General features: G+C 73.5%; 20 protein-coding genes. 1 reads left to right on the forward strand and 19 read right to left on the reverse strand.

The window, feature by feature from the left end; all coding sequences use genetic code 11:
- Positions 1–170: 170 nt before the first annotated feature.
- The 3 genes from gatB to gatC form a co-directional block, all read right to left on the reverse strand.
- Positions 171–1,664 (reverse strand): Asp-tRNA(Asn)/Glu-tRNA(Gln) amidotransferase subunit GatB, encoded by a 1,494-nt coding sequence (gene gatB, locus DB033_RS08610; protein ID WP_111767352.1) that lies wholly within the window; start codon positions 1,662–1,664, stop codon positions 171–173.
- Between the two features lie 14 nt (positions 1,665–1,678).
- A complete protein-coding gene (gatA, locus tag DB033_RS08615) occupies positions 1,679–3,199 on the reverse strand; it encodes an Asp-tRNA(Asn)/Glu-tRNA(Gln) amidotransferase subunit GatA (protein WP_111766312.1) in 1,521 nt (506 codons plus the stop codon).
- A 169-nt stretch (positions 3,200–3,368) separates the two neighbouring features.
- Positions 3,369–3,665, reverse strand: coding sequence for an Asp-tRNA(Asn)/Glu-tRNA(Gln) amidotransferase subunit GatC (gene gatC, locus DB033_RS08620; protein ID WP_111766313.1), 297 nt, complete (start codon positions 3,663–3,665; stop codon positions 3,369–3,371).
- A gap of 329 nt (positions 3,666–3,994) precedes the next feature.
- Between gatC and DB033_RS08625 the strand changes: the two genes are divergently transcribed.
- On the forward strand, positions 3,995–4,654 hold the full coding sequence (locus DB033_RS08625) for an ACT domain-containing protein (protein WP_111766314.1): 660 nt from the start codon (positions 3,995–3,997) through the stop codon (positions 4,652–4,654).
- Here the strand turns inward: DB033_RS08625 and cobA are convergent.
- The 16 genes from cobA to DB033_RS08705 all read right to left on the reverse strand — a co-directional run bounded on the left by cobA (position 4,651) and on the right by DB033_RS08705 (position 23,552).
- A complete protein-coding gene (gene cobA, locus DB033_RS08630) occupies positions 4,651–5,742 on the reverse strand; it encodes a uroporphyrinogen-III C-methyltransferase (RefSeq protein ID WP_111766315.1) in 1,092 nt (363 codons plus the stop codon). The genes DB033_RS08625 and cobA overlap by 4 nt on opposite strands.
- Positions 5,739–7,004, reverse strand: coding sequence for a cytochrome P450 (locus DB033_RS08635; protein ID WP_111766316.1), 1,266 nt, complete (start codon positions 7,002–7,004; stop codon positions 5,739–5,741). The genes cobA and DB033_RS08635 overlap by 4 nt, the downstream gene beginning before the upstream one ends.
- A gap of 136 nt (positions 7,005–7,140) precedes the next feature.
- On the reverse strand, positions 7,141–9,111 hold the full coding sequence (locus tag DB033_RS08640; RefSeq protein ID WP_205843730.1) for a primosomal protein N': 1,971 nt from the start codon (positions 9,109–9,111) through the stop codon (positions 7,141–7,143).
- 338 nt (positions 9,112–9,449) lie between these two features.
- Entirely contained in the window at positions 9,450–10,646 is a 1,197-nt protein-coding gene (gene metK, locus DB033_RS08645) for a methionine adenosyltransferase (RefSeq protein ID WP_111766318.1), read from the reverse strand.
- 136 nt (positions 10,647–10,782) lie between these two features.
- Entirely contained in the window at positions 10,783–12,066 is a 1,284-nt protein-coding gene (coaBC, locus tag DB033_RS08650) for a bifunctional phosphopantothenoylcysteine decarboxylase/phosphopantothenate--cysteine ligase CoaBC (RefSeq protein WP_111766319.1), read from the reverse strand.
- Positions 12,063–12,356: a DNA-directed RNA polymerase subunit omega gene (gene rpoZ / locus DB033_RS08655; protein ID WP_170315501.1), complete on the reverse strand. Its 294-nt coding sequence runs from the start codon at positions 12,354–12,356 to the stop codon at positions 12,063–12,065. Before rpoZ ends, coaBC begins: the two co-directional genes overlap by 4 nt.
- A gap of 124 nt (positions 12,357–12,480) precedes the next feature.
- Positions 12,481–13,023: a guanylate kinase gene (gene gmk / locus DB033_RS08660; protein ID WP_420814053.1), complete on the reverse strand. Its 543-nt coding sequence runs from the start codon at positions 13,021–13,023 to the stop codon at positions 12,481–12,483.
- A gap of 172 nt (positions 13,024–13,195) precedes the next feature.
- On the reverse strand, positions 13,196–13,510 hold the full coding sequence (gene mihF / locus DB033_RS08665; protein ID WP_111766320.1) for an integration host factor, actinobacterial type: 315 nt from the start codon (positions 13,508–13,510) through the stop codon (positions 13,196–13,198).
- Between the two features lie 251 nt (positions 13,511–13,761).
- The gene (gene glf / locus DB033_RS08670) at positions 13,762–14,961 is read right to left on the reverse strand and encodes a UDP-galactopyranose mutase (RefSeq protein WP_111766321.1); all 1,200 of its coding nucleotides are present in this window, start codon (positions 14,959–14,961) and stop codon (positions 13,762–13,764) included.
- A 10-nt stretch (positions 14,962–14,971) separates the two neighbouring features.
- Complete coding sequence (locus DB033_RS08675; RefSeq protein ID WP_157970589.1) at positions 14,972–15,277, reverse strand: hypothetical protein; 306 nt, start codon at positions 15,275–15,277, stop codon at positions 14,972–14,974.
- On the reverse strand, positions 15,274–17,769 hold the full coding sequence (locus DB033_RS08680; protein WP_157970590.1) for a glycosyltransferase: 2,496 nt from the start codon (positions 17,767–17,769) through the stop codon (positions 15,274–15,276). Before DB033_RS08680 ends, DB033_RS08675 begins: the two co-directional genes overlap by 4 nt.
- Before the next feature lie 171 nt (positions 17,770–17,940).
- The gene (locus DB033_RS08685; RefSeq protein ID WP_111766324.1) at positions 17,941–19,296 is read right to left on the reverse strand and encodes an acetyl-CoA carboxylase biotin carboxylase subunit; all 1,356 of its coding nucleotides are present in this window, start codon (positions 19,294–19,296) and stop codon (positions 17,941–17,943) included.
- A 4-nt stretch (positions 19,297–19,300) separates the two neighbouring features.
- Positions 19,301–20,545 (reverse strand): mannose-6-phosphate isomerase, class I, encoded by a 1,245-nt coding sequence (gene manA / locus DB033_RS08690; RefSeq protein ID WP_420814027.1) that lies wholly within the window; start codon positions 20,543–20,545, stop codon positions 19,301–19,303.
- Positions 20,536–21,771, reverse strand: coding sequence for a hypothetical protein (locus DB033_RS08695; RefSeq protein ID WP_111766326.1), 1,236 nt, complete (start codon positions 21,769–21,771; stop codon positions 20,536–20,538). Before DB033_RS08695 ends, manA begins: the two co-directional genes overlap by 10 nt.
- Positions 21,772–21,783: 12 nt before the next feature.
- The gene (locus DB033_RS08700) at positions 21,784–22,053 is read right to left on the reverse strand and encodes a Trm112 family protein (RefSeq protein ID WP_205843731.1); all 270 of its coding nucleotides are present in this window, start codon (positions 22,051–22,053) and stop codon (positions 21,784–21,786) included.
- Between the two features lie 104 nt (positions 22,054–22,157).
- On the reverse strand, positions 22,158–23,552 hold the full coding sequence (locus DB033_RS08705; RefSeq protein ID WP_205843732.1) for a phosphomannomutase/phosphoglucomutase: 1,395 nt from the start codon (positions 23,550–23,552) through the stop codon (positions 22,158–22,160).
- Positions 23,553–23,741 lie beyond the last annotated feature (189 nt).

Genomic DNA, 23,741 nt, shown 5'->3' on the forward strand with positions numbered 1-23,741 from the left:
GAACCACCGGCCCGGACCTGACCGGGGCCGGCTCGACCGCACCGAGCACGGACCGCCGAACGGCGCTCCCCCAGGGCACCCAAATGCCGGCGGACTCTTCTCGCGACGGGCGAGAAGGATCCGCCGGCATCCGGCGGGGGTGTGGGAGCGGTGTGGGGAGGGAAGCCGGTTCAGCCCTCGACGCCCAGGGTCTTCAGGACCAGGGCGCGGACCCGGGCGGCGTCCGCCTGGCCCTTGGTCGCCTTCATGACCGCCCCGATGATCGCGCCGACGGCCTGCAGATTGCCGCCGCGGATCCGGTCGGCCACGGCCGGCTGGGCGGCCAGCGCCGCGTCGATCGCCACCTGCAGGGCGGAGTCGTCCGACACCACGGCGAGACCGCGGGCGGCCACCACCGCGTCCGGCTCGCCCTCGCCGGCGAGCACACCGTCGACGACCTGGCGGGCCAGCTTGGTGTTGAGCGTGCCGGCGCCGACCATGGCGCAGATCGCCGCGACCTGCAGCGGCGTGATCGCGAGCTCGGTCAGCGCCACCCCGGCCTCGTTGGCCTTGGCCCCCAGGTACGACGACCACCAGCCCTTCGCCTCCGCCGGGGACGCACCCGCGGCCACCGTCCGCTCGACGAGCTCCACCGCGTCCGCCGCGACCAGGTCCCGCATCTCGGCGTCGGTGAAACCCCATCCGGTCTGCAACGTGGCGCGACGCAGCCACGGCATCTCGGGCAGCCCGGCGCGGAGCTCCTCGACCCAGTCGCGGTCGGGCGCGATCGGCACCAGATCCGGCTCCGGGAAGTAGCGGTAGTCCTCCGCGGTCTCCTTGCTGCGGCCCGGGCGGGTGGTGCCGCTGGCCTCCTCGAAGTGTCGGGTCTCCTGCTTGATCCGCCCGCCGTCGGCGAGAATCGAGGCCTGACGGGAGATCTCGTGCCGCACCGCGCGATCCACCGAGCGCAGCGAGTTCACGTTCTTGGTCTCGGTGCGGGTACCCAGCCCACCTTCCCCGGCCGGCGCCAGCGACAGGTTCACGTCGCAGCGCAGCGAGCCCTGGTCCATCCGGACGTCGGAGACGTCCAAGGCGCGTAACAGGTCCCGCAGCGCGGCGACGTAGGCCCTGGCCACCGCGGGAGCGTTCTCCCGGGTGCCCATGATCGGCCGGGTGACGATCTCCACCAGCGGCACGCCGGCGCGGTTGTAGTCCAGCAGCGAGTACTCGGCCCCGTGGATCCGACCCGCGGAACCACCGACGTGCAGCGACTTCCCGGTGTCCTCCTCCATGTGCGCGCGCTCGATCTCGATGCGGACCGGCGCGTCGTACCCCTCGACCTCGACGTCGATCCACCCGTCGAAGGCGATCGGCTCGTCGTACTGCGAGGTCTGGAAGTTCTTCGGCATGTCCGGGTAGAAGTAGTTCTTCCGGGCGAACCGGCACCACTCGGCGATCCGGCAGTTCAGCGCCAGCCCGATCTTGATGGCCGACTCCACCGCGGTGCGGTTCACCACCGGCATCGCGCCCGGCAGCGCCAGGCACACCGGGCAGACGTGGGTGTTGGGGTCGCCACCGAACACCGTCGGGCAACCGCAGAACATCTTGGTCTGCGTCGAGAGCTCGACGTGGACCTCGAGACCCAGGGCCGGGTCGAACTTCTCGATGGCCGCGTCGTAGTCCATCAGGTCCGCGAGCTTCACCGGACACCTCCCAGTTCCGGCACGGCACCGGCGACGGAGCCACCGGTGCGTGCGATGTAGTCGGCCTCGAACGTCGCCGCGACCCGGTACATGACCTCTTCGCCCAGGGCGGGCGCCATGATCTGCAGACCGACCGGCAGGCCGGTGTCGGACGCCAACCCACTCGGGACGGACATCGCCGGGATGCCGGCCAGCGAACCGGGGATGGTGGCCAGGTCGTTGAGGTACATGGCCATCGGGTCGTCGACCTTCTCGCCGATCCCGAACGCCGTCACCGGCGAGGCCGGCGACACGAGTACGTCCGCCGCCCCGAACGCTGTCGAGAAGTCCTGCGAAATCAGCGTCCTCACCTTCTGCGCCGAGCCGTAGTAGGCGTCGTAGTAGCCCGCCGACAGGGCGTAGGTGCCCAGGATGATGCGACGCTTGACCTCGGCGCCGAAACCCCGGCCGCGGGTGGTCGTCATGACCTGCTCGGCGGACGCGACACCGTCGTCACCCAGCCGCAGGCCGTACCGCATGGCGTCGAACCGGGCCAGGTTGGAGCTGACCTCGCTCGGCATGATCAGGTAGTACGCGGCCAGACCGTAGGCGAAGTGCGGGCAGTCGACCTCGACCACCTCGGCCCCCAGCGCGGTCATCGCGGCCACCGCGGCGTCGAAGGACTCGACCACGCCGGGCTGATAGCCCTCGCCGCGCAGCTGCTTGACGACACCGACCCGCAGGCCGGTGAGGTCCTCGGTCTGACCGCGACGGACCGCGTCGACGACCTTCGGCGCCGGCTGCGCGATGGACGTCGAGTCGCGCGGGTCGTGCCCGGCGATGACCTCGTGCAGCAGCGCGGTGTCCAGCACGGTGCGGGCGCAAGGCCCGACCTGGTCGAGCGAGGACGCCATCGCGATGACGCCGTACCGGGAGACCCCGCCGTAGGTCGGCTTCGCCCCGACCGTCCCGGTCAGCGCGGCCGGCTGCCGGATCGAGCCGCCGGTGTCGGTGCCGATGGCCAGCGGCGCCTCGAAGGCGGCGAGCGCCGCGGCGCTGCCGCCGCCGGATCCGCCCGGGATCCGGTCCAGGTCCCAGGGGTTGCGGGTCGGCCCGTACGCGGAGTTCTCCGTCGAGCTGCCCATGGCGAACTCGTCGAGGTTGGTCTTGCCCAGGACGACCACGCCGGCGTCGAGGAGCTTCGTCGTCACCGTCGCGTCGTACGGCGGCAGCCAGCCCTCGAGGATCTTCGAACCCGCGGTGGTCGGCACCCCCTTCTGCACGACGATGTCCTTCAGGGCCAGCGGCACACCGGCGATCGGCGAGGCCGGGCGCTCGCCCGCGGCGATCGACGCGTCGACCGCACGGGCCTGCTGCAGGGCGCGCTCACCGGAGACGTGCAGGAAGGCGTGCACCGCCGGATCGACCTCGCCGATCCGGTCCAGGTGCGCCCGGGCCACGTCCACCGCGCTGGTCTCGCCGCTGTGGATGGCCGACGCCAGGTCGGCCGCGGTCATGCGGGTCAGGTCGGTGTCCATCGAGCTCACTGCTCTTCTCCCATTCCGTTGGTCGAAGCAGCAGCGACCTGCGCGCCTCGCTCGCCCGAGGGGCGCACTCGATGCTCGATCACCGCTCTTCCGAATCCGTTGGTCGAAGCAGCAGCGACCTGCGCTCCTCGCTCGCCCGAGGGGCTCACTCGATGCTCGATCACTGCTCTTCTCCCAGGATCTGCGGCACGCGGAAGCGGCCTTCCGCCTGCGCGGGCGCCTGGTCCAGCGCCTCGTCGTGGGTCAGGCCGGGGACGATGACGTCGTCGCGGTAGACGTTCGACAGCGGGACGGCGTGCGTGGTCGGCACGATGTCGGGGGTCGCGACGCGCGACACCTCGGCGACCGAGTCGAGGATGCCGGACAGCTGCCCGACGTAGACCTCGACCTCGGCGTCGGTGAGCTCCAGCCGGGCCAGGTGGGCCAGGTGGGTCACGTCGGCGCTGGTCAACGACACGTGTGCGGCCCCGTCCGGGACTTGAGGATCCGACGACGGACCGGGGGTGTTCACGATCGCAATGCTCCCTACCGACAACGTGGGACGGACGTACGGCAGCCTCGGGCGAGGCCGCGTCCCGCCACGATCCTAGGCGGTGGGCCGGGGCGCCCCTGCGTCGTCGCTCCGCGGTCGCCACCCGCCCTTCCGGCGGTACCGACGGCCCGGTGTGGTGAATCTCCCCGTCGCCGCCGCATCCACCGGCGTGGCCGTGTGATGTGCCGGTAACGACCGCGGGGGACAATCAGCCCGGTTCCGTGGAGGATGTCTCGCGGGGAAAGGGGTGAGGGATGTCGTACGTCTTGAGGCTGGTCCTGCCGGATCGGCCGGGGTCGCTGGGGGCCGTCGCCACGGCCCTGGGCACGTTGGGCGCCGACATCCTGGCGATGGACATCGTGGAGCGGTCGGTCGGGCACGCGGTCGACGATCTGGTCGTCGATCTGCCCGCCGGCAAGCAACCCGACTCGCTGATCACCGCGGCCGAGTCCGTCCCGGGCGTGCGGGTCGAGTCCGTCCGCCCCGATCCGGGCGTCGCCGACTCCCACCGCGAGTGGGAACTGGTCGAGGCGCTGGCCTCCAACCCGTCGAAGGCGCTGCACACGCTGGCCTCCCGGCTGCCGAAGGTGCTGCGCGCCGGCTGGGCCGTGGTCGTGCGCGTCACCGACGCCGACATCGAGCTGGTCGCCGGTGGTGGCGGCGTCCCCCAACTGCGCGGCATCGTGCCCGGCTGGGCCCCGGTCGACAAGCCCGCGGTGCTCGATCCCGAAGCGTCCTGGGTGCCCGAGGACTGGAAGACCCTGGGGACCGAGATGGCCGTCGCCCCCATCGGCGGGCCGGATCTGGCCGTCCTCGTCGGACGCCCGGGCGGCCCCGCCATCCGGGATTCCGAGCTCGCCCGGCTGACCCACCTCGCCGGGCTGACCGCCGTGGTGTCCGGAGCGACGCCCTAACCCGTCGGAGGTGCGTCGGCGCGGAAGCCGGCGACCGCCCCGATCACCGTGACGGCCGGTGAGGTGATCCCCGCCGCGGCGATCAGCCCGGCGATGGTGGCCACCGTGCCCCGGACCGTGCGCTGCCCGGTCAACCCGGCGTCGGCGACCGTGGCCGCCGGGGTGTCGGCCGGCATACCGGCTGCCGTCAGCGCCACGGTGATCGCCGGCAGCGTGGCCACCGCCATGAGCAACACCAGGTCGGTGCCGCTGCGGGCCAGCGCCGGCCAGTCGAGCATCGACCGCGGGTCACCGGGCGGCACGTGTCCCGACACGACCGTGAAGCCCTGGTTCAACCGTTTGTGGGTCACCGGGATGCCGGCCAGCGCGGGACCGGCGATCGACGAGGTCACCCCCGGGATCACCCGGACCGGGACACCGGCCGTCGCGCACGCCTCCAGCTCCTCGCCGCCGCGGCCGAAGACGAAGTTGTCGCCACCCTTGAACCGCACCACCGTGCGCCCCGCCAGCGCGTGCTCGACGAGCAGCCGGTTGATCTCGTCCTGCGGTGTGGTGGCCCCGCGCGGGATCTTGGACACGTCGATCACCTGGGTGCCCGGTCGGGCCTCCGCCAGGGCAGCCAGCGGCGCGAGCCGGTCGGTGACGATGACGTCCGCCTCGCGGAGCGCGGCGAGGCCGGCCACGGTCAGCAGCCCCGGATCACCCGGTCCACCGCCCACCAGGACGACGCGCCCGCCCGGTGCGGCGCCCGACGGCGCCGCCGCCTCGACGAGCTCGCTGCCGGGCAGGCAGAACAGTCGGGCGTCCTCGGCCGATGCCGCGACCGCCAGGTCGGCTGCGGGATCACCGGTGGCGGCGACCACCAGCCAGGCGCCGGCCAGGTCGGCCGGTCCCGGCGTCCCCGCCCGCCACCGGATCAGCCCGCGCTCGGCGAGATCACCCACCGCCGCGGACACCTCGGGAGCGATCACCGTCACCGCGGCCCCGGCCGCCCGCAGCGCCAGGATCGACGGCCACGCCGCCGGTCCCCCACCGGCCACCACCACGGCCCGGCCGGCGACCGGCAGGGTGGCCGGGAAACCGGTCACCGGAGCTGCACCCGCAGCGACCGCAGACCGCGGATGACGAAGTACGGCTGGTACTGCGGCTCCTCGACCCAGTGCAGATCGGGGCCGGCCGCCGCCAGCTGGGTGAGCGCGATGTCGAGTTCCAGCCGGGCCAGTGGCGCCCCGATGCAGAAATGGGTGCCGCCGCCGAAACCGATGTGCCCGGCGTCGCCGCGGCCGATGTCGAAGCGGTCCGGGTCGGGGAAGCGCTCCGGGTCCCGGTTCGCGACCCCGAACATCATCCCGATGCGTTCACCGGCCCGGAACGTCCGGCCGGCCAGCTCCACGCCGTCCTCCAGCACCCATCGCTCGAACAGCTGCAGTGGCGCGTCCCAGCGGATGAGCTCCTCCACGGCGGTCGCCGGGCTGACCTCGCCGCCGACCACGCGGCGCCATTCGTCGGGAAACAGGCAGGCGGCCCGCAGGCCGTTGCCCAGGGTGTTGACCGTCGCCTCGTGGCCCGCGTTGAGCAGCACGATGACGGTGCTGACGATCTCGTCCTCGGACAGCCGGTCACCCTCGTCGGCCACCTGGACGAGCTCGGTGATGAGGTCGTCCCGCGGGTCCGTCCGGCGGTCGCCGATCAGCGCGCGGACGTAGGCGATGAAGTCCGCGGCGGCGCGCTCCGCCCCGTCCCGCTCGGCGTCGGTGGTCTGGAACTCGTACATCTTCACGATCGCGTGCGACCACGCGAGCAGCGTCGGGCCGGCCTCCGCGGGAACGCCCAGCAGTGCGCAGATCACCGCGATCGAGTAGGGCTGCGCGAAATCGGCGAGCACGTCGAACGACTCCCGCGTCGCCAACGGGCCGAGCTGCTCCCGGCAGATCCGCTCGATGGTCGGACGCATCGCGGCCACCGAGCGGGCGGTGAAGACCTTGGTCACCAGCCGACGCAGCCGGGTGTGGTCGGGCGGCTCCAGGTTGAGCAGCGACCACTGCTCGCTGGCCTGCCACCGGGGATAGGCGGCTTCGGGCTCGGGCAGGCCGAGGTCGGCGGCGGAGTGCCGGTGGGTGTAGATCCGGCCCAGCCCGCGGTGGCGCAGCGCGGCGTGCACGTCGGTGAAGCGTGTCAGCAGCCAGAGGTCGCGCTCGGGGTAGTACAACGCGGGCCCGGCGTCGGCGAGGGCGCGGAACACCGGGTACGGGTCGGCGAGGAACGCCGGATCACCGGGCCGGAAGCCCAGTTCGGTGGGAGACGGCGACGCCGACGGGGCGGCGCCGCCGCCCGGGTCAGCGGCCGGCACGGTCGGCCGTCCGGTGGACGAGGGCGGGAGCCGGGGCGGGGCGGCGGTCGGTGCGACGTGCGGAAGCCATGCCGACCATCGTCGCCGATGACCACCGTCGCCTCCGCATCGGCTCCCGTGGACGGCCGGGCCGGCGTCAGAGCAGCGACAGCGGGTCCATCCTGGCGCGCGCCGGGTCCGGGTCCTTGCGGGCACTGCGGGCGGCCCGGGCGGCGTGCAGGGCGGCCGCGAGCTCGCGGCCGCGGCCCAGCTCGAGGCGCACCAGCGCCCGCTCGGCCTCCTTGTCGGTGTGCGCCGGGCCGCTGTGCTCGACCGGGACCGGGCCGAGCACCTCGGCGCCCGCCGGCAGGTGCAGATCCTCCAGGAAGGACGCCACCCCGTCGGCGCCGCCGTCCACCGCGGCCATCGCCACCGCGGGCGGGAACCCGAACTCGCGGCGGGCGGCGAGCTCGGCGGCGGCGTGCCCCGCCGGGTCCCAGCGGATGAGCGCCTGTACGGTCGCCAGCGAGCTGTCGGCCCCGACCACCACCCGGCCGCCGGACGCGGCGGGCCGGACGAGGGTCGCCGCGGCCATCCACCGGCGCAGCGTCTCCTCGGCGGCCCGCAGGTCCGGGCGGGCCAGCAGCGCCGACCCGTCCAGCAGCAGTGCGGCGCCGTACCCGTCAGGGGTCGACGGCTCCATCCCGGGGGTGGCCACGACCAGGACGGGCTCGGCCGGGACCGACGACACCGCGGCGTCGCCGGCACTGGTGAGGATGCGCACGCCGGCGAAGGCCCGGCCGAGCTCCTCCGACGTCCGGCCGGCCCCGACCACGGTGGCGCGGAAGGCGGTCGCCGCACAGACCGAACAGGTCCACCCGGTGGCCAGGGCACCGCACCACCGGCAGGACGCGACCTGCTGAGCGCGGCTCAGTTGCAGGGGGCCGGAGCAGACCCGGCAGTGTGCGGGCCGTCGGCAGGACACACAGGCGAGCGCGGGCTGGTAACCCCGGCGCGGGACCTGCACCAGGACCGGCAGTCCCGCGGACAGCGCGGCCCGGGCGGCCTGGAACGCCGCCGGGCTGAGCCGGGCGAACGCCGCCGCCGACTCGGCCCCGGTGGCGCGGTCGTCGCCCGCCGCCTCGATGCGCGGCGCCGCCGCCCGCACGGTGCCGCGATCGGCGGTGATCGGCTTGGCCCACCCCGACTCGATCAGCAGCTGGGCCTCCGCCGTCCGCGCGAAACCGCCGATGAGCAACGGGATCTGAGCCGCGGCCGAGCGCAGCATCAGCACCTCGCGGGAGTGCGGATACGGAGCGCGGGGTTCGGCCAGCGAGTCGTCACCGTCGTCGAACAGGGCGACCAGCCCGAGGTCGTGGACCGGCGCGAACGCCGCCGCCCGGGTGCCGATGGCGATGCGGACGTGCCCCCGGCGGACCGCCAGGAACCGCTTGTACCGCTCGGCCGGACCGAGATCGGCCGACAGGGCGACATGGCGGTCGGGCCCGAGCACCGACCGGAGCGCGGCGTCGAGCCGGCTGACGTCGGACGCGTCGGGGACGACCAGGACGGCGCCGCGGCCGGCGGCCAGCGCGGTGTGCGCCAGCTCGGCCAGGCGGGCGGCCCAGTCCTCCCCCGGCAGCGCCTGCCAGACGGCGCGCGCCGGCCGACGGTCGGTGATGGCCTGCCGGAAGGCCGGACCGGCCTGGTACCGGTCCCAGCCCGGGCCGGCCGCATCCGGCAACGGGCTGTCCACCGGCGCCGCCGGCTTGGCCTCGGTGGCGGCGTGCCGCGGCGGGACCGCCAGTCGCAGCACGTCCTCGAGCGATCCGGCGTAGCGGTCGGCCACCGCCCGGCACAGTTCGGCGATCTCGGGAGCCAGCACGGGCTCGACGGAGACCACGCGGTCCAGAAAGCTGAGTTTCTTGCCGCTCTCGGACTCGGCGACCCGCTCCAGCAGGTAGCCGTCCACCAGCCGGCCGGCGAACCGCACCCGCACCCGCACGCCCGGTACGGCCTGTCCGTCGAACTGCTCGGGGACGAGGTAGTCGAAGGGCCGGTCCAGGTGCGCCAGGCCGGTGTCGACGGCGACCCGGGCGACCGGGACGGTGGCGGCCGGGACCGGCACGCCGGCGGGAGCCCGCCGCCGCCGCGCTGTCGTCCCCCCCGCCGTGGCCACGCTCAAGACTTACCAGGTCGCACCGACGAGCCCGCTCCGCTGTGCACAGCGGCCCGCACCCCGGCGCCCCGCCCCCGACCCGCCCGCCACCGGACCGGTCGCCGGCCGGCAGCGTGCCCGGCACGGCCGGTGCGCCGGGAACGGGCTGCCGACCGCAGCGGATCGGGGGTCGGACGCGCGGTCCGCCCGTCGGATCCGGACCTGCCGAGCCTGCAGCGTGGGCCATGTCGCACCCGTGCGGCAGACCCGGCCGGCGGCAGGGCGCGCCGGGGCGCGGCCCGGTGTCGCTACAGGCCGAGCGCCGACTTGAGGTCCTGCGCCCGGTCGGTGTGCTCCCAGGGCAGATCGACGTCGGTGCGGCCGAAGTGGCCGTAGGCGGCGGTCGGTGCGTAGATCGGCCGCAGCAGGTCGAGGTCACGGATGATCGCGCCGGGCCGCAGGTCGAAGACCTGCAGGATGGCGTCGCCGATCTTGGTCGGGTCGACCTGCTCGGTGCCGAAGGTCTCGACGAACAGGCCGACCGGGTCGACCTTGCCGATGGCGTAGGCGACCTGCACCTCGATGCGCTCGGCCAGGCCCGCGGCGACCGCGTTCTTGGCCACCCAGCGCATCGCGTAGGCCGCCGAGCGGTCCACCTTGGACGGGTCCTTGCCGGAGAACGCGCCGCCGCCGTGCCGGGCCATCCCGCCGTAGGTGTCGACGATGATCTTGCGGCCGGTCAGTCCGGCGTCGCCCATCGGACCGCCGATGACGAAGCGCCCCGTCGGGTTGACGAACAGCCGGTAGCCCTCGGTGTCGATGCCCAGCGCCGCCAGCTCGGGCTCGACGACCTGCTCGCGGATGTCGGTGGCCAGCATGGTGTCCAGGTCGATGTCGGCGGCGTGCTGGGTGGACAGCACCACCGTGTCCACCCGCACGGCCTTGTCACCGACATACTCGATGGTGACCTGGGTCTTGCCGTCGGGACGCAGGTACGGCACCGCACCGGACTTGCGGACCGAGGTCAGCCGCCGGGACAGCCGGTGCGCCAGCGCGATCGGCAGCGGCATCAACTCGGGGGTGTCGGTGCAGGCGTAGCCGAACATCAGGCCCTGGTCGCCGGCGCCCTGCCGGGAGACGGCGTCGTCCGCGCCGCCGCCGACCCGGGCCTCGTACCCCTCGTCGACGCCCTGGGCGATGTCGGGCGACTGGGATCCGATGGCCACGTTGACGCCACAGGACAACCCGTCGAAACCCTTGGCCGACGAGTCGTAGCCGATGGCCAGCACGGTGTCGCGGACGATGGTCGGGATGTCGACGTAGGCGTCGGTGGTGACCTCACCGGCGACGTGCACCTGACCGGTGGTCACCATCGTCTCCACCGCCACCCGGCTGGTCGGGTCGAGGGCGAGCAGACCGTCGAGGATCGAATCGCTGATCGCGTCGCAGATCTTGTCCGGGTGCCCCTCGGTGACGGACTCCGAGGTGAACAGGCGGGAGGTCATGGCGTTACTCCTGGTGGATCGGACGCCCGGGAGGGCTCGAGTGGAAGCACGGATGCGGCACGACGGAAATGATCGGAGCAGCGGACGACCGGACCGGAGGGTCCACGATACGGCCCGCGGCCTATCGGGCGGTGGATCACCCGGCCCCGCTCCGGGCGGCGATCCGCTGCGCCACCACGTCCCACACCGCCGACGCGACCACCGTCTTGGGCCCGAACGGCACCTCGGTCACAGCGTCCCCGGACCCCTCGCCGGCGCCGGTGGTGCCGCGGCCGGCGCTGAGCACCGTCACCGCGTTGTCGGTGGTGTCGAAACCCCGGCCACCGTCGACCCGGTTGACCACCAGCAGGTCACAACCCTTGCGCGCCAACTTCTCCCGGGCGTAGGTGAGGACATCGGCGCCGGCGTCACCGGTCTCGGCGGCGAAACCGACGATCAGCTGGTCCGGACGGCGGGCCGCCACCAGGTCGACGAGGACGTCGGGGTTGCGTACGAGCTCCAGCGTCGGCGCGCCGTCGTCGCCGGTCTTCTTGATCTTGGCCGCGGCCCGGGTGGCGGGGCGGAAGTCGGCCACCGCGGCGGCCATCACGACCACGTCGGCGGCGCCGGTGCGGTCGAGCATCGCCGTGTGCAGCTCGCGGGCGTCGGTGACCGGCACCACGTGGACGCCGGGCGGGGTGAGCAGTGCGGTGTTGGCAGCGACCAGCGTGACGTCGGCACCGCGGGACGCGGCCACCTGCGCGAGCGCGAAGCCCTGCCGGCCCGAGCTGCGGTTGGTCAGGTAGCGCACCGGGTCGAGGTCCTCGCGGGTGCCGCCGGCGGAGATCAGCACCCGGACGCCCTCGAGGTCGCGGGGCAGGGCGTCGCGGCGGTGCAGCAGCAGTTCGGCCACGGCGGCGATCTGTTCGGGCTCGGGCATCCGCCCGGGGCCGGAGTCCGGTCCGGTCAACCGGCCGACGGCGGGATCGAGGACCACGACGCCGCGGGCACGCAGGGTGGCCACGTTGGCGACCGTGGCCGGGTGGGCCCACATCTCGGTGTGCATGGCCGGCACCATCAGCACCGGCGCGCGGGTCACCAGCAGCGTGGCGGTGAGCATGTCGTCGGCGAAGCCGTGGGCGGCGCGGGCCATCAGGTCGGCGGTGGCCGGGGCCACGACGATCAGGTCGGCGTCCTGACCCGTGTGCACATGGGCCACGGACGGGACGTCGGTGAAGACATCGGTGAGGACCGGTCGCCCGGACAACGCCTCGAACGTGGCGGCGCCGACGAACCGCAGGGCGGCCGCGGTCGGTGTCACGGTGACCTGTGCACCGAGGGCCGCCAACCGGCGGACCACCTCGGCCGACTTGTAGGCGGCGATCCCGCCACCGACCCCGAGGACGACCCGGGGTGCGGCGGCGGACGCGCCGGACGTCACTCGCCTTCGGTGTGCTCGAGCAGGCCGCCGTTGATCTCGCGCAGCGCGATGGACAGCGGCTTCTCGCGGGGCATCGGCTCGACCAGCGGACCGACGTAGTCCATCAGGCCCTCGCCGAGCTGGGAGTAGTAGTCGTTGATCTGCCGGGCGCGCTTGGCCGCGTAGATCGACAGCGCGTACTTGGAGCTGGCGTGCGTCAGCAGCTCGTCGATCGGCGGGAAGGTGATGCCCGCCGCCGCGATCTGGGCGGCCGACGGCGCGGTGGCGGGCGTGCTGGACGGTGATGTCACGTGAACTCCGGTTCGTCTGTGGTGCAGTGCTGCACGATGCCGAGGTCCCTCGGTACCGCTCGGTGCGACTCAGGTGCGAGCATGCGGCAGTGCTCGTCCGGACGAGGACGAGCGCGTACCAGGCTCAAGTCATCAAGCGTACCAAGGCCGCGGCCGCGGCATCGACGTCGGTGTTGACGACGGTGTGGTCGAACTCCGACTCGGCGGCCAGCTCGGCGCGGGCCGCGTCGAGCCGGGCGGCCCGGACCTCGGCGCTCTCGGTGCCCCGGCCGACCAGCCGGCGGGCCAGTTCGTCGAACGACGGTGGCGCCAGGAAGAGCAGCACCGCCTCCGGGCCGACCGACCCGGCGGCGCGGACCTGGCGTGCCCCCTGGACCTCGATCTCCAGCAGCACGTCCTGACCGGCGGCGAGCCGGCGCTCCACGTCGGCCGCCGGGGTCCCGTAGTGGTTACCGGCGAAGTAGGCGTGCTCCAGCAGCGCGCCGTCGGCGATCATCCGTTCGAACTCGTCGTGGTCGACGAAGAAGTAGTGCCGGCCGTGTTCCTCGCCGGCCCGCGGCTTCCGGGTGGTCGCCGAGATGGAGTAGTGCAGGTCCGGCAGGTCCCGGCGGAGCCGCTGGACCAGGGTGCTCTTGCCCACGCCGGACGGGCCGGAGAGGACGAACAGCCGGCCCCGGCGGGGCCGGGCGGTGGGGCCCGGGTCCGGTGCCGGGCCGGCTGTCGGGGCGTTCGCGGACGCCCGGTCCGTCGGGACCGCACCCTCGGGGGTCGCGGTCACCGGGGATCCCGCGACGCTGCCGTCGCCGTGCTGCCCCACGGGCGGGCGGTCAGCGGGGCGATCAGTCGCCGAATTCGGTCAGCAGCGCCTGGCGCTGCCGTTCGCCGAGCCCGCGCACCCGTCGGCTCGGGGCGATCTCGAACTGCTCCATGAGCTGCTGGGCGCGGACCTTGCCGACCCCCGGCATGGATTCGAGCAGCGCCGAGACCCGGAGCTTGGCCAGCGCCTCGTTGGACTCGGCGTCGTCGAGGACCTGCTTCAGCGAGGTCCCACCACGCTTGAGGCGCTCCTTGAGCTCCGCCCGAGCCTTGCGGGCGACCGCGGCCTTCTCCAGGGCGGCAGCGCGCTGCTCATCGGTCAACTGGGGCAATGCCACTTCGGCCTCACTTCTCGTCTGTCGAATGGTCGTGCACGCGCGTCCCTCGGCCGATCTCGGCCCCGACGGGGCGGGAGGACGGCCGCCGCAGCAGGCGGCCCGGGAGCGAACATCACGAACGTACCCAGGCCATACCCCGGCGGCAAACCAGTGCACCATCGTGTCGGGACGGACCCCCTGGTCGGGCACGGTGTCCGTCGAACGGCCCAGTCGCGGCGCTCACCACGAGCGACGGACGGGGCCGGGGTCGCTCAGGACGACCCCGCGCCGGCGGCGACCACCGGACCGACCGCGACCGACGACGTCGCGAACCGAGGCGTGAGCACGTTGCGCACCAGGGTCAGGGCGGAGCCGATCGCCATGTGCATGTCCAGGTACTGGTAGGTCCCGAGCCGGCCGCCGAAGAAGACGTCGTCCTCCCCCGCCGCCAGTGCGCGGTACGACCGCAGCAGTTCCCGGTCGGCCGGGCTGTTCACCGGGTAGTACGGCTCGTCGCCGACCCCGGCGAAACGGGAGAACTCGCGCACGATGACGGTGCGGTCGGTCGGGTAGTCGCGCTCGGGGTGCAGGTGGCGGAACTCGAGGATGCGGGTGAAGGGCACGTCCTCGTCGGCGTAGTTCATCACCGAGGTCCCCTGGAAGTCCCCGACCGGCAGCACCTCCTGGTCGAAGTCCAGCGTGCGCCAGGTGAGCGCACCGGCGCAGTGGCCGAACCAGCGGTCCAACGGCCCGGTGTAGACGATCGGGACGTTGCCCAGCGCCGCCTGCCGGCCGTACGGGCCGCCGGCGAGGAAGTCGGTCGCCAGCCGCACCTCGATCCGCGGGTGGTCGGCCATCCGGCTCCACCAGGCGGTGTAGCCGTCGACCGGCAGACCCTCCCAGGTGTCGTTGAAGTACCGGTTGTCGTAGGTGTAGCGCACCGGCAGCCGGCTGATGATGTCGCCGTCGAGCTGGGTCGGGTCGGTCTGCCACTGCTTGGCCGTGTAGCCCCGGACGAACGCCTCGTACAGCGGCCGCCCGACCAGCGAGATGGCCTTCGCCTCCAGGTCACGCGCCTCCCGCCCGGCCAGCTCGGCGGCCTGCTCCCGGACCAGCGCCCGCGCCTCGTCCGGTCCCAGGGCACTGCGGAAGAACTGGTTGATGGTCCCCAGGTTGATGGGCATCGGGAACACCTCGCCGCGGTGCCGGGTGTACACCCGGTGCTGGTAGGCGGTGAAGGCGGTGAAGCGGTTGACGTAGTCCCAGACGGCCTGGTTGGAGGTGTGGAACAGGTGCGCACCGTAGCGGTGCACCTCGATCCCCGTCCCGGGCTCGGCCTCGCTGTAGGCGTTCCCACCGACGTGGTCGCGCACGTCGAGGACCAGCACGTTCAACCCCAGCTCGGACGCGCAGCGCTCGGCGACCGTGAGCCCGAAGGCGCCGGCTCCGACCACGATCAGATCGGTGTTCATCGTGACCCCCTCACACCACTGCCAGCAGGGTCGCACACGGCGAGACCTCGGCACACGACGGGCAGACACCCGACGCCGGCTGCGGCGGGTGCAGTGCGATCACCCGGCCGATGCGGCTCAGCAGCGGAGCGCGCAGGAACGGGGTCGCCGAGCTGACCGCGGCCTCGGCGAGCAGCCCGACGCCGCTGCCGGTGAGCCGGACGGGGCCCAGAGCCGCGTCCTGCAGTCCCGCCCGCGCCGCCCCCACCCCCCGCCGGTGCGCGGTCTCCAGCTCCTCGGCGATCGCGGTGTCCACGGCGGTCGTCGGCGCGGTCACGCCGTCGCCGCCGTTCCGGACGCCGACAGCGCGGACCCGAGGCCGGGCCGCTCCCGCCAGACCGTCGACCACATCGCCTCCGCGATCGCGTCCCACTCGTGCCGGGCCAGCACCCCGCCCACGTCGGCGACCGGCTCGTCCAGCGCCTGCCGGCAGGCGGCGGCGAGTTCGGCCGGCCCGTCGACCAGCCGTACACAGTCGGCGAAGTCGGCGACCACGTCCGGGACCCGGGTGGACACCACCGGCAGCCCGGCGGCCAGGTACTCCAGGGTCTTGGTGGGGCTGATGGACCGGGTGGCCTCGTTGAGGGCGAACGGCATCAGCGCGACGTCGAAGCCGGCCATCACGGCGGGCAGCTCCGGGTAGGCCACCATCCCGGGGTAGGTGAGGTTCGGCGACTGCGGCAGTGCGGCCGCGTCGATCTTGGCGATCGGGCCCACGACCCGGATCTCCCAGTCGGGCAGCAGCGCCGCCGCACCCGCGATCAGGTCGAGGTCGAGCCGCTCGTCGATGACGCCGACGTACCCGGCGACCGGCCGGTCGTGCCGGGTGCGCAGGGCCCGTGACCGCGCGTAGTGGGCGGTCTCGACGCCGCTGGGGTGCAGGTGCACCCGCTGCCGGCGCTGGGTCAGCACCCCGCGGTGCAGCGACCGGCCGCCGGTGAAGACGATGTCGGCCTCGGCCAGCGCCCGCCGCTGCCGCAGCACCAGTCCCGACGGCGCCTCGGCGAACGACGCGAGGTCGTCCATCACGTCGTAGACCAGGTTGCGCGGTGCCAGCCGCTGGGCGAGGTCGAACGCCATCGGGCTGTACAACCAGACGTCGGGTGCGGTGGTGGACCGCCCGGCGAAGTAGGCCGCGAGCAGCTCAGGGTAGGCCTGCGCTTCCGGGGCGCTGAAGCCCAGGTGGCGCCCGGGATCGTCGGACGGCACCTCGAGCCAGACCCGGGTGACCGGGCCGGCCTCCTCGACGGCGATCCGCGGCTCGGTGACGTCGGCGCCGAGCGGTTCCTCGACGAACCAGGTGCGGGCCCCGCGGTCGGCGGCGATGCGGTCGGCGATGCGCGAGACGAGGTGCTGCGGGCGTTGCCAGACCCAGGTCCAGCGGAGGTGCGACAGGACGATGAGATCGGTGGTCATGGGCTCACTCTCGATTCCGGGCGGCGGACCGGGAAGGTCCACCGGGATGGGGGCGACGGTGTGCACGGCCGGGTCCTGCCAGGACCAGTCCACGGACGCGGCGAAGCCGGCCAGCTCCACGTCGTTGGGGGGTTGCCAGCGGTAGGCGGGCAGGTCCGCGGCGGCGGCGCCGGCCGCGACGGATTCCCAGGCCTCGGTCAGCACGGTGCGCCGGCGCCGGCGGTCCTCGTCGACCGTCAGCACGCCCACCGGGTCCCGGCGGCCGCCGGCCCGGGCGAGCAGGGAGTCCCAGTCGCAGGAGTCGACGTGCGGGAACCAGCAGAAACCCCGCAGCGGCACACCGGCGCGCAGCGCCTGCTCGTACTGCTCGACCATGTACTTCAGCCAGGTCACCCGGTCCGACGGGAGCCCGCGGATGTTGGTCTCGGTGAGCATCATGGGCAGTCCGTACCGGTCGCCGTACCGACCGGCCACCGCCGCGAATCCGAGCGGCGACGGCGACGGTGCGTGACCACCGGCGTCGTCGTAGAACCACTCCGAGTGCGGGTAGTAGTCCAGGCCGAGGACGTCGACCTGCAGCGGCGCCAGCGTGCCCACCATCGCCCGCATCGCCGGGTCGTCGAGCAGCACGTCCAGGAAGGGCCGGCCCGCCCGGAGGTCGTGTCCGGTAATCAGGTCCAGGACGACGTGACGGCGGTCGTTGGCCAACGCCGCGTACTCCGCGTGCCGGCCGGCCCCCCGGTGGTGCTCGGCGGTGTCGATCCACACGTGGGCCGCGTGCGGCAGCCGCTGCCGCCAGTGCGCCGCCACCTGCGACACCGACGGAAGGACGTTGAGCAACAGTTCCCGGAAACCGGCCAGCCCACTGCGGTAGGGCGGCCAGAGTGCTTCGTGGCCGGCCAGGAACAGCGTCGCGAACGGCTCGTTGACGAGGGTGTACGCCGGCAGCCACGGATGGCGGTCGGCGACGCCGACGGCGAAAGCGCGGTAGGCGGAACCGAAGTCGGGGTCGGCGAAGCCCTGCCGGAGCCAGCGCGGATACGACGTGTGGTGCAGCAGATCGACCACCGGCACCATACCGCTGTCGCGCAGGGCGGCCAGTTCGAGATCGGTTCGTTCCCAGTCGTACTCGCCGGGTGACCGCTCGATGTCGTTCCAGCGCAACGCGTACCGCAGGTGCCGGACACCGGCCCCGCGGACGGCCTCGAGATCGGCGGCCCAGTGGTCGAGATGACCGGTCAGCTCGGCGGAGTCGACGCCGTACCGCGGGACGAAGGTGGTCTCGAACCCGGCCAGCGGATGGAGCCCCACGCCGGGAAGTCCGTCCGCACGCGGGAATTCGGGAAAGCGCACGCGTACCTCGATCGCCGGGGATCCGGCACCGGCCGGACCCTGTCGATGTGTCCGCGGTCAGGTGGTCCCGACCGTGGGCAGTCGCCAGTGTTTTCGGCTCGACCCGGGTTCTACCCCGTCGACGGCGCTCTCACGCACCCGCCACCCGTCCGGTCGTCCCGGCGGCCGGGTTCAGGCGCGCATCCGGCCGACGATGCCGGTGTCGTAGGAACCGGACACGAACTCAGGATGTTCCAGCAGCTCGGCGTGGAAGGCGAGATTGTTCTTCGGTCCGGCCACGGTGAACGCGGCGACCGCGGCGCGGGCGCGCTCGAGCACGGTCGCCCGGTCGGGGCCGTGCACGATCAGCTTGGCCAGCAGCGAGTCGTAGTGCGGGGTGACGGTGTTGCCGGTCACGTAGCCCGCGTCGACGCGGATCCCCTCACCGGTGGGCTCGACCCACGCCGAGATGACGCCGGGTCCGGGCAGGAACCGGCGCGGGTCCTCGGCGTTGATCCGGAGCTCCAGCGCATGACCGGACGGCACCGCGGAGGTCTCGTCGAACCCGACGTCCTCGCCGGCGGCGATCCGGAACTGGGCCCGGACGAGATCGACGCCCAGCACCGCCTCGGTGATCGGGTGCTCCACCTGCAGCCGCGTGTTCATCTCCAGGAAGTGGAAGCTCGCCTGCGGCCCGTGACCGGCCAGCAGGAACTCCACCGTTCCGGCGCCCCGGTAGTCGACCGCCCGGCCGGCGTCGCGGGCGGCCGCGAGCAGCGCGTGGCGGACCGGGTCGTCCGGACCCGCGAACGCCGGTGACGGCGTCTCCTCCGCGAGCTTCTGGTGGCGTCGCTGGACGGAGCAGTCCCGCTCCCCCAGTGCCAGCACCCGGCCGTCGGGCAACCCGAGGATCTGCACCTCGACGTGCCGGGACCGGGCGAACCAGCGCTCGACGAACACCGCGGGGTCGCCGAACAGGCGGGCGGCCACGCCCGACACCCGGTCGACCGCGCCGGGCAGTCCTTCCGGGCCGTCGACGACGGCCATGCCCATCCCGCCGCCGCCGGCCGCGGCCTTCACGATCACCGGGTACCCGACCGCTTCGGCCACCGCCGCTGCGTCGGCCACCGAGCTCACCGCGGCAGCCGAACCGGGCACCACCGGAACCCCGGCGGCCGACATCAGCGCCCGGGCGGCGATCTTGTCGCCCATGGCGGCGATCGCCGCGGGTGGCGGGCCGACCCACACCAGCCCGGCGTCCAGCACGGCGCGGGCGAAGCCGGCGTCCTCGGAGAGGAAGCCGTAGCCCGGGTGCACGGCCGCCGCCCCGGTGGACCGGGCGGCGGCCAGCACGGCGTCGGCGTCGCGGTAGGACGCCGCCGGGGCCGCCGGGCCCAGCAGCACCGCCTCGTCGGCCTCGGCGACGAAGGGCAGGTCGGCGTCGGCCTCGCTGTACACCGCGATCGAGCGGATGCCCATCGCCGCGGCGGTGCGGATCACCCGGCGGGCGATCTCCCCCCGGTTGGCGACCAGCACCGATGCGAACACCGGGTCAGGAGGGACTGTCGGTGGGATCGACGGGCTCAGCGGAACCGACGGTCGCCCGGTACACGGTGCCGTCGCCCCACACCCCGATACCGGTGTCGCTCGCGGGGATCCACGCGGACTGCCCGCGCTGCAGGACCAGCCGGTCCCCCGCCGCGTCGGCGAGTTCGACCGAGCCCTCGGTGCACAGCACGACCTGGGGCAGCCCCGCCGGCAGCGGCACGATGTCGCCCGCGTCGGGACCGGCCAGCTCGATCCGCGACAACTCGAACTCCGCGGCCCCGGTGCGGTAGACCACCTCGTGCGGGCCGTCCGCGTCACCCTCCAGCACCTCCCGGTCGCCGGCGGTGAAGTCCAGCACCCGCATCAGCTCGGGGACGTCGACGTGCTTGGGGGTCAGACCTCCGCGCAGCACGTTGTCGGAGTTGGCCATCAGCTCCACCCCCACCCCCTGCAGGTAGGCGTGCAGGTTGCCGGCCGGCAGGTACAGCGCCTGACCCGGGTCGAGGACGACGCGGTTGAGCATCAGCGCCGCGATCACACCGGAGTCACCTTCGTAGCGCTCACCGAGCTCCAGCAGCAGGCGGTAGTCGCCGGCGTGTTCCGAGCCCTCCCCCAGGCGGGCCGCGGCGGCCGCGAGCACCGCCTCCAGCAGGGTGTTCAACGCCGTCTGCGGCAGCGTCATCAGTGTCGAGAACAGTGCCCGCACGCCGTGCGCGTCCGGTTGACCGGACAGCAGCGCGAGGTAGTGGTCCAGCTCCGGAGCCTTCAGTCCCGCGAGCACGTCCACCGTCCGCTGCGGGTCGCGGAACCCGCACAGGGCGTGGAACTCGGTGAGCGCGCAGATCAGCTCGGGCTTGTGGAAGCGGTCCTTGTAGTTGCGGTTGGGGTGGTTGACCGGGATCCCGGCGGCGTCCTCGGCGTCGAAGCCCTTGTCGGCCTGGTCGAGCGACGGGTGCGCCTGCAGGGACAGCGGCTGGTCGGCGGCGAGCACCTTGAGCAGGAATGGCAGCCGGCCGCCGTAGCGGGCGGTCACGTCGGGTCCGAGCTGAGCGTCGGGGTCGGCCGCGATCCGTTCGTCGAGCCGCTCGGGCACGCCGTGGACCACCACCTCGGACGGATCCCCCGGATGGGCCCCCAGCCACAGCTCCGCCTGGGGGTGCGGTGACGGGACCGGCTCCCCCAGCAGCTCGGCGATGGCGGTCCGGGACCCCCATGCGTAGGGACGAATCCGGTTGCGCATCAACTCCACCGGTCGAGATCCTCCTCATCGCGATACGTGGTCACGACGGTCTCGGGCTCGAGCAGATGTCTGGCCCCGTCGTGCACCCCCAGGCCCGCTGGACCGTCCAGCGGCGGTACCTGTCCTTCGGCGATGCCCACATACACCGCCGTGAAATCCATCCGTGTCATCATCAGCGCGACCGACGCCCAGTCCCGTGACCAGCCCGTGAGCTCCGCGCGCGGTGGGCGGTCGGGCAGCCCGGTGTCGACCGGCGCGAGGCTGAGTTCCGGCCCGTCCAGCAGCACCGCGGTGGGCAACGCCCGTTGCAGCGAGCCCAGGAACGCCGAGCCCGCCCGCGCGAGCGCCTCGTCGGCCGGGCGGACCACCCGCAGCAGCAGCGGCAGCACCGGCAGCCGGTCGGCCGCCGGTTCATCGTAGGGGTCGGCGAAGATGTCGCGGCGACGACCGAGCCGCGACATCAGGGCGGCCGACCTGCTCAGGTCCAGGGCGCCGACCGCCGCGGCGGTGGCCCCGCCGAGTTCGGCCAGCGCGACGGCGGCGTGCGCGGCGAGCCGGTGACCGACCTGATCGAGACCGACCAGCACCGGGTCGCCGGTGAGGACCTGCTGGGCCAGCGACACGGCCGGGTTGACGAAGGCGTCGGTCAGCGGTCCGCAGGCGATGGCCTCGGTGTCCAGCAGCTCGGCGACGCTCTCGACCACCTCGGCGGTAAGGGCCGGCCGCACCATGCCCAGCACCGAGGCGACCATCAGCAGGAACGCCACCCGGCCGGGCCCGGCCAGCACCTCGGGCACTCCGACCGGCGGCGGGTACAGCCGACCGGGCACCGCCTCGGCCAGCGACCCGCGGGCCGAACCGCGCACCAGCACGGCGGCGCCGCGACGGTGCGCGAGCCCGGCGGCCGGCCCCTCGGTCGGGGTGCCGCTCTCCAGCACCACGACCACGTCGAGCGCGTTGATCCACAACGGCAGATCGGGCCGGACGACCACCGGCACCGGGCACTGCGGACCGAGCAGCGCGGCGACGAGCTCGGCGTCGTGGGCGGCGCGCCCGTCGGCGATCACCACCAGCGCCCGCGGCCGGACGTCGGCGAGCTGTTCGGCGATCTGCGGGAGCACCGCGCAGGTGGCGCGGACCTGGGCGCCCGCGGTGGCCGCGGCCGGCAGCAGGGCGGCGTGGTCGGCCGCCCGCAGCGCCGCCGGGGCACCGAGGAGATCAACGGGATCGGACATCGGCCGGTCCGTTCAGCGACCGGCCGCGGCCGGGCGGTCGGGACCGACCGGGCCGTGACGGGCGTCGTCGAGCAGCAGCACCGGGATGCCGTCACGCACGTCGAAGATCCGGCCGCACTCCGGGCACGACAGAGCCATCGCCAGCGGATCGCCGGGCTCGCCCGGGACGAGCGGCGTGTGGTGCTCCGCCGGGCAGGCGAGCACGTCGAGCAGCAGCGGGTCCAGGACCGACGTCAGCGGATGCCGGGACGCGGCCGAGCCCGGGAGCGGAGGAGGAACCATCCGCCCAGTGTGGACCACCGACCCGGGTCGTGGCGCCCCCGCGCGGTGCGCGGGCGGCGTCGAGCCGGTCACGCCGGCGTCGACCCGGGTCGCCGGGGACCACGTCAGGCGCGGATCAGCGCCAGCACCTCGTCGCGCAGGGCGGCCATCCCGGCCTCCGTGGCCGCCTCGACGTTGAGCCGCAGCAGCGGTTCGGTGTTGGAGGCGCGCACGTTGAACCAGTTGCCGTCGGGCAGCTCGACGGTCACGCCGTCGAGCTCGTCGACGGTCGCCCCGTGCTCGGAGGCGTAGGCCCGGATCTCGTCCAGCTTGGCGGGTACGTCGGCGACCCGCGAGTTGATCTCGCCGGACGCGGTGTAGCGGTCGTAGCTCGCGACCAGGTCCGACAGCGAGCCGTCCTGGGTGCCGAGGGCGGCCATCACGTGCAGCGCGGCGAGCATGCCGGTGTCGGCCTTGTAGAAGTCGGCGAAGTAGTAGTGCGCGGAATGCTCACCACCGAAGATGGCGCCGGTGCGGGCCATCTCCGCCTTGATGAACGAGTGCCCGACCCGGGTGCGGACGGCGGTGCCACCGTTCTCGGCGATCACCTCGGGCACCGCGTGCGAGCTGATCAGGTTGTAGAGGATGGTCGAGCCCGGCTGCTTGGCCAGCTCCCGCTGGGCGACGAGGGCGGTGATGGTGCTGGGCGACACCGGTTCACCGCGCTCGTCGACGACGAAGCAGCGGTCGGCGTCACCGTCGAAGGCCAGACCCAGGTCCGCCTGGCCGTCGGTGCCGTACAGACCCTTCAGCGTGTCCTGCAGGTCGACCAGGTTCTTCGGGTCCAGCGGGTTGGCCTCGTGGTTGGGGAAGCTGCCGTCGAGCTCGAAGTACATCGGCACGATGTCCAGCGGCAGCCCGCCCAGGACCTCGGGCACGGTGTAACCGGCCATCCCGTTGCCCGCGTCGACGACGACCTTCAGCGGACGGATGCCGGACAGGTCGACGAGGTTGCGCAGGAACGCCGCGTAACCGTCGACCATGCTGCGCTGAGTGATGGTGCCGCGGGTGGCGGCGGGCTCGACGGTCAGGCCGCCGTCGAGGATCTCGGCGGCCTCGTCGCGGACCGTGGACAGCCCCGTCTCCGAGCTGACCGGGACCGCCCCGGCACGGCAGAACTTGATGCCGTTGTAGATGGCCGGGTTGTGCGAGGCGGTGAACATCGCACCCGGCAGGTCCAGCGCACCGCTGGCGTAGTACAGCAGGTCGGTGGACCCGAGGCCGGCGTCGAGGACGTCCATGCCCTGGCTCGCGAGGCCGTCGGCGAACGCCGCGGCCAGACCCGGCGACGACTCCCGCATGTCGTAGGCGATGACCACCTGGGTGGCCTCGCCGGCCAGCAGCCGCGCGTAGGCGACGCCCAGGGCGCGGGCGGTGTCGGTGGTGAACTCGTCGCCGACCAGTCCACGGACGTCGTACGCCTTCGCGATGGCCCGCAGTTTCGTGCCTGGTGACGTCACAGTTCTCCTCGGTTCAAGGGGCGGTTCACGGACGCGGTGGCGCGCCCGGGGGCAGGTGGCGCGACGCGACGGCGGCGATCGCACGCAATGTGCTGCCGTGCTGTCCTACCACGCCGGGCGGACCCGCGTCGGGTCGGCCGACGAACACCACAGGACCGCCGGCGTGCGATCGCCCACCCCGGCACGGCG

The organism is Nakamurella deserti, assembly GCF_003260015.1.
GTDB classification, from domain to species: Bacteria; Actinomycetota; Actinomycetes; order Mycobacteriales; family Nakamurellaceae; genus Nakamurella; species Nakamurella deserti.